The organism is Microbacterium sp. SCN 71-21, from assembly GCF_001725695.1.
Lineage (GTDB): Bacteria > Actinomycetota > Actinomycetes > Actinomycetales > Microbacteriaceae > Microbacterium > Microbacterium ginsengisoli.
Genome location: NZ_MEGA01000050.1, coordinates 1 through 5,728, shown reverse-complemented (window position 1 = coordinate 5,728; position 5,728 = coordinate 1). Strand labels below are relative to the sequence as shown.

At 73.0% G+C, this 5,728-nt stretch carries 7 protein-coding genes; 6 read left to right on the top strand and 1 reads right to left on the bottom strand.

All coding sequences use genetic code 11. The features are described from left to right. The coding region (locus tag ABT08_RS08655; protein ID WP_288114698.1) for a serine hydrolase at positions 1-774 on the top strand (774 nt) is incomplete at its 5' end. A 40-nt stretch (positions 775-814) separates the two neighbouring features. Here ABT08_RS08655 and purU read toward each other — a convergent pair. Beyond that, the gene (gene purU / locus ABT08_RS08650; RefSeq protein WP_045246362.1) at positions 815-1,699 is read right to left on the bottom strand and encodes a formyltetrahydrofolate deformylase; all 885 of its coding nucleotides are present in this window, start codon (positions 1,697-1,699) and stop codon (positions 815-817) included. Positions 1,700-1,803: 104 nt separating this feature from the next. On the opposite strand from purU, the gene ABT08_RS08645 reads away from it, so the two are divergent. From ABT08_RS08645 to ABT08_RS08625, 5 genes are all read left to right on the top strand, one after another. After that, positions 1,804-2,823 (top strand): acyl-CoA thioesterase, encoded by a 1,020-nt coding sequence (locus ABT08_RS08645; RefSeq protein WP_056518877.1) that lies wholly within the window; start codon positions 1,804-1,806, stop codon positions 2,821-2,823. Positions 2,824-2,827: 4 nt separating this feature from the next. Further along, positions 2,828-3,586, top strand: a complete 759-nt coding sequence (locus ABT08_RS08640) for an IclR family transcriptional regulator (RefSeq protein ID WP_288114696.1) — start codon at positions 2,828-2,830, stop codon at positions 3,584-3,586. An 83-nt stretch (positions 3,587-3,669) separates the two neighbouring features. Further along, positions 3,670-4,482 (top strand): protocatechuate 3,4-dioxygenase subunit beta, encoded by an 813-nt coding sequence (pcaH, locus tag ABT08_RS08635; protein WP_056206352.1) that lies wholly within the window; start codon positions 3,670-3,672, stop codon positions 4,480-4,482. Continuing rightward, the gene (gene pcaG / locus ABT08_RS08630) at positions 4,482-5,042 is read left to right on the top strand and encodes a protocatechuate 3,4-dioxygenase subunit alpha (RefSeq protein ID WP_056518873.1); all 561 of its coding nucleotides are present in this window, start codon (positions 4,482-4,484) and stop codon (positions 5,040-5,042) included. The genes pcaH and pcaG overlap by 1 nt, the downstream gene beginning before the upstream one ends. Then, positions 5,032-5,728, top strand: a 697-nt coding sequence (locus ABT08_RS08625; RefSeq protein WP_288114693.1) for a lyase family protein, incomplete at its 3' end; no start/stop codon positions are given. The genes pcaG and ABT08_RS08625, both read left to right, overlap by 11 nt.

Here is a 5,728-nt window from a genome sequence, read left to right as displayed (position 1 = left end):
GCCCAGGTGTCGGTGCACGTCGACGACCTCGACCGCGGCAGCGCGGTGCTCGTCGGTGACGACTACGTGAGCCTGCCGATCGCGGGGCTCGGCGTCGTGCCTCTTCTGGTGGAGGTGGCGGCGCAGATCGACCAGAACCGCCTCGACCCTTACGAGGTGGTCGACCGCACGAGCCTCCCCGCGGTCGCGGGGCCGGGAACCTGGCAGCATCTCGCCGCGCCGTCGCTGCCTGTCGTCGACCTCGCGGTGCTGGCGGCATCCACCGGCGACGCCCTCGCGGCGAACGCGCTGCTCGCCCGCATCGGACTCCCCGCCGTGCGGGTGCGGCTCGAGCAGCTCGGGCTGTCGCGCTCGGCCATGATGGACGCCTTCCGCGACCGGCGCGGCCCCGACGACGCCCCGCACGTCGCGCTCGGCGCGACCCGCGAGTACGCGCGGCTGTTCGCCGACCTCGTGAACTCCCGCGTCGTGACACCCGCCGTCAGTGCGCAGGTGTCGGAGTGGCTGAGCCATGGACACGACCTGAGCCTCGTGGCATCCGTCACCGGGCTCGACCCGTTCGCTCACGAGGGCGACGAGCATGGTCTGCTGTTCCTGAACAAGACCGGCCGGGGCGACGGCGTGCGCGCCGAGGCGGGGGTGCTCGCCGGTCCCCGCGCGGGGGTGTCCTACGCGCTGACGGTCTGCTTCGACGACCTGTCGATCGCGCACCGGCTGCGGGCGCACGACGCGTTCCGGGTGCTCGGGCTCGAGCTCATGGAGTACGTGTTCTGACCACTTCGTGGCGGATGCCGCGGCCCACGCCGCGCCCGCCTCAGAAGACGATCGTCTGGTTGCCGTGGCGGATCACGCGGTCCTGCGCGTGCCACAGCACCGCGCGGGAGAGCACGGCGCGCTCGACGTCGGCGCCGTGGCGCTGCAGGTCGGTGCGGGTGTCGGCGTGGGTGACGCGCACGACGTCCTGCTCGATGATCGGCCCCTCGTCGAGGTCCTCGGTCACGTAGTGCGAGGTCGCGCCGATGAGCTTCACACCGCGCTCCTTGGCCTTGCGGTACGGGTCGGCGCCGATGAAGGCGGGGAGGAACGAGTGGTGGATGTTGATGACCGGCACCCCGAGCTCGGCGAGGAAGTCGCCCGACAGGATCTGCATGTAGCGGGCGAGCACGACGAAGTCGACGTTGCCCTTCAGTAGCTTCAGGATCTCGGCCTCGGCCGCCGACTTGTCGGCGCCCTGCGAGGGCACGTGGAAGAACGGCACCCCGAACGAGCGCACGTCGTCGGCCGTGTTGGTGTGGTTCGAGACGACCATCGGGATCGACACCGGCAGCTCGCCGCGGCGGTGACGCCACAGCAGGTCGAGCAGGCAGTGGTCGGAGGTCGACGCGAGGATCGCCATGCGCTTCGGGATCGACTGGTCGGTCAGCCGCCACTCCATCGCGTAGGGGGCGAGGGTCTCTGCGAGGTCCTCCTCGATGCTCGGCAGCGCCGCCGTCAGGTTCGGCCGGTGGAACACCACCCGCTGGAAGAACGCCCCGCCCTGCGGGTTGTCGGAGTACTGATCGAGGGAGACGATGTTGCCCTCGTGGCGGGTGATGAGCGCCGTGATGGCCGCCACGACCCCGGCCTTGTCCGGCCCGTACACGATGAGGCACGCGTGGTCGCGGGACGTGCGGATGGGGGCGGTGAGAGGGCCGGTCACACCCGTCAGTCTAGGAGCGCCAGGCCTCGGGCTCGGCGCTGTGCGGGCGGTGAGAGGGCGCGGATGCCGCGGGCCGCGGCATCCGACTCACTACGCTGTCGTGCGTGACCCCCGACGCGGAGCCCGCTGCGCTCGCCCATCCCGCCGCCGGTCGTGATGACCGGATCACGCTGCGCTTCCTCGCCACCCCCGGCGACACCGCCGCCGGCGGACGCTCGGTCGCCGCCGGCAGCGTCATGGAGTGGATCGACAAGGCCGCCTATGCGTGTGCGGTCGGCTGGGCCGGCGGCTACTGCGTCACCGCGTACGTCGGCAACATGCGCCACCGGCGTCCGATCCCGCCGGGCAGTCTCATCGAGGTGAGCGCCCGCATCGTGCACACCGGCACCACGAGCATGCACATCGTCGCCACGGTCGCCTCGGCCGACGTGAGCACCCGCGAGTACACCCCGGCGACCACGTGCATCCTGGTCTTCGTCGCGAAGGGTGCCGACGGCCGGCCGGCCCCCGTGGCGGCGTGGAGCCCCGTGTCGGCTGCCGACGCCGAGCTGCAGCGCCTCGCGCTCGACCGCATCGCCTCGCGCACCGAGATCAAGTCGCTCATGCTCGACGAGGAATACACGGATGCCTCGGCCGCCCCCCGCACGACGCTGCGTTTCCTCGTGCCGCCCGGCGTCGTCAACTGGGGAGGCAAAGCCCACGGCGGCACGGTGATGCGGTGGATGGACGAGGCCGCCTACGCGGTCACCGCGGCATGGGTGCGCGACGGCGCCGAGGCCAGCGCCGCGGTCGGGGCCTACTCGGGCGGCATCCACTTCTTCACGCCGATCTCGATCGGCGACCTCGTCGAGATCGACGCCCGCATCGTCTACACCAGCGCGCGCAGCGCGCACGTCGTCAGCCGCGTGCTCACCGGCGACCCGCGCACGCCCCACGAGCGACGCCTCGCGACGCTCTGCATGAGCGTGTTCGTCGTGCCCTCACCGGACGGCGAGGCGCTTCCGGTGCCGCAGTGGCTGCCCGAGCTCGCCGAGGACGTGCGCCTGCACACCCACGCGCGACGCATCCTCGAGCTGCGCGAGCGCATCGAGCCGATCCCGGCGGGGCTCACCCTCGAGGCGTGAGGCCATGACAGAGACGGTGTTCGGTCGCGTGACCCGGCTGCTCGCGGCGTTCGACGAGGACGAGCCGTCGCTGCCGGTCGCGGTGCTCGCCGTGCGCGCGGACATCCCGCTCTCGACCGCGCACCGACTGGTCGCCTCCCTCGTCGCCGAAGGATGGCTCGTCGCCGTCGGCGAGGCGCGTTACGCCATCGGCACGCGGCTGTGGGAGCTCGGCGAGCTGTCGCCGGTCGCCGTGCGGCTGCGGGAGGTCGCGCTGCCCCACATGGTGCGCCTCTACGAGGCGACGGGGGAGAACGTGCACCTCGCGGTGCTCGACGTCGACGTGCCGCCCGAGCGGGCCGAGATCGTGTTCGCCGGACGCATCACCGGACGCGCCTCGGTGCCCACGCTCGGCCGGGAGGGCGGGCGGCATCCGCTGCATACGACCGGGGTCGGCAAGGCCATCCTGCTGGGGCGCGACGAGGCGTGGCTCGACCGCTACCTGGCGGTGCCCCTGCTGCCCGAGACGTCCCGGTCGATCACCGACCCCGAGGCGCTGCGCGCCGACCTCGCGCGGGCCCGCGCACGCGGGTGGGCGTCGACCCACGGGGAGATGACGCTCGGCAACATCTCGGTCGCGGCGCCGCTCGCACCCCTCACCGGGCTGCCCCCCGCCGCGATCGGGGTGGTCGCGCACGCGGGCGACGCCCTCGAGAAGCGCCTTGCGCCGATGGTGACGCAGGCGGCGCGAGAGCTGTCGCGAGCGCTCCGCCCCGACGCATGATTCTCACTCACTGAGAACGTCTCCTCGGCGCGCGAGCGCGCGGTGCGACGCTGGCATCCCCACGGATCGTCGAAGGAGACACCATGACGAGCGAACGCACCGCGGCGGCGCCCGAATCGCTGCTCGCGGCCCCCGACCAGGCCACCCAGGCGGCCATCACCGCCGAGATCACAGCCCTCCACGCCGAGTGGGATGCGCGCGAGGCCGCCGGCGAGCACGTGCCCGCCACCCTGTACGACTTCCCGCCCTACCGGTCGAGTGTGCTGCGGCATCCGACCAAGAACCCGAAGCTCGTCGACCCCGAGACCATCGAGCTGTTCTCCCCGGCCTTCGGCCAGCGGGATGTCGCGGCGATCGAGTCCGACCTCACCCTGCAGCACGCGGGCGAGCCCCTCGGTGAGCGCATCACCGTGCACGGCCGGGTGCTGGACTCCTGGGGGCGCCCCGTGCGCAACCAGCTCGTCGAGATCTGGCAGGCCAACGCCGCGGGTCGCTACATCCACCAGCGCGACCAGCACCCCGCGCCGCTCGACCCCAACTTCACCGGCGCCGGCCGCATCGTCACCGACGACGACGGCGCCTACCGCTTCACGACCATCAAGCCCGGGCCGTACCCGTGGAAGAACCACGTGAACGCGTGGCGGCCCGCCCACATCCACTTCTCGGTCTTCGGCAACGCGTTCACCCAGCGCATCGTGACGCAGATGTACTTCCCCGGCGACCCGCTGTTCGCGCTCGACCCGATCTACAACACGATCCGTCGCGCGAAGGACCGTGAGGCGCTCATCAGCGTCTACGACCACGACCTCACCGTGCCGGAGTTCTCGATGGGCTACCGCTTCGACATCGTCGTGGACGGCCCCGACGCCACCTGGACCGAGCAGGAGGAGCACTGATGCCCACCCCGCCCCGCACCCTCGACGCCACCGCCGGGCAGACCGTCGGCCCGTTCTTCGCCTACGGCACCGAGTACCCGCGCATGCACCAGGTCGCCTTCCCGCACTCGCCGGGCGCGATCGTCGTCTCCGGAACCGTCTACGACGGCGCCGGCAACCCCATCCCCGACTCGATGGTCGAGATCTTCGGCGCCGACACCGACGGCACCGTGCCGCGGGCGCGCGGGGCGTTCCGTCGCGACGACCACACGTTCACCGGCTTCGGCCGCGCGTTCACGACCGACGAGGGCCACTTCGAGTTCTGGACCCGCAACCCCGGCGCCGAGCCCGGACGCGCCCCCTTCCTCGCGGTGATCGTCTACGCGCGGGGCCTTCCGAACAAGCTCCACACCCGCCTCTACCTGCCCGACGACGAGGCCGCGCTCGCCGCCGACCCGCTGCTGGCGTCGCTGAGCCCGGCCGAGCGCGCTACTCTCATCGCGACGCGCACGCCCGGCGGCGATCTGCATCACGACATCCATCTGCAGGGCGATGAGGAGACCGTGTTCCTTGCCTTCTGATCCCCCCGTCTTCGATGTCGGCCTGCTCTCCCCGGTGACCGTCGGCGCCGACGCGATCGTGTCGGATGCCGCGGTGCTCGCCGCCCTCGTCGACGTCGAGGTCGCTCTCACCCGCGCCTGGGGGGCCGTCGGATCCGTCCCCGCCGACGTGGTCGACGCGGTCGCCGCGGCGATCGCCGACGTGCCCGTGGGTGCCGCCGACCTCGCGCGTCGCGCGGTGTCGGGCGGAAACCCGGTGATCCCGCTCGTCGGCGACCTGCGGGCCGCCGTCGCGCCCGCCGACCGCGGGTGGGTGCACCGCGGCGCGACCAGCCAGGACATCGTCGACACCGCGCTCGCGCTCGTCGCGCGCCGCGCGGGGGAGCAGATCGACCTCGACCTGCGGGCGACCGCCCGTTCCCTCGCGGCCCTCGCCCGCGCCCACCGCGACGTGCCCGCCGCGGCCCGCACGCTCACCCAGCACGCCGTGCCGACGACGCTCGGCGCCCGGTTCGCGTCGTGGCTGCGCGGTGTGCGCGCGGCGCGCGCCGATCTCGCCGCGGCGCTCGCCGCCCTGCCCGCGCAGCTCGGCGGCGCCGGCGGCACCCTCGCGTCCGCGGTCGTGCTCAGTGATCCCGCGACGGCCCGCGAGCTGCCCGCCGCCTTCGCCGCGCAGCTCGCTCTCGCCGCTCCCGCCGCCCCCTGGC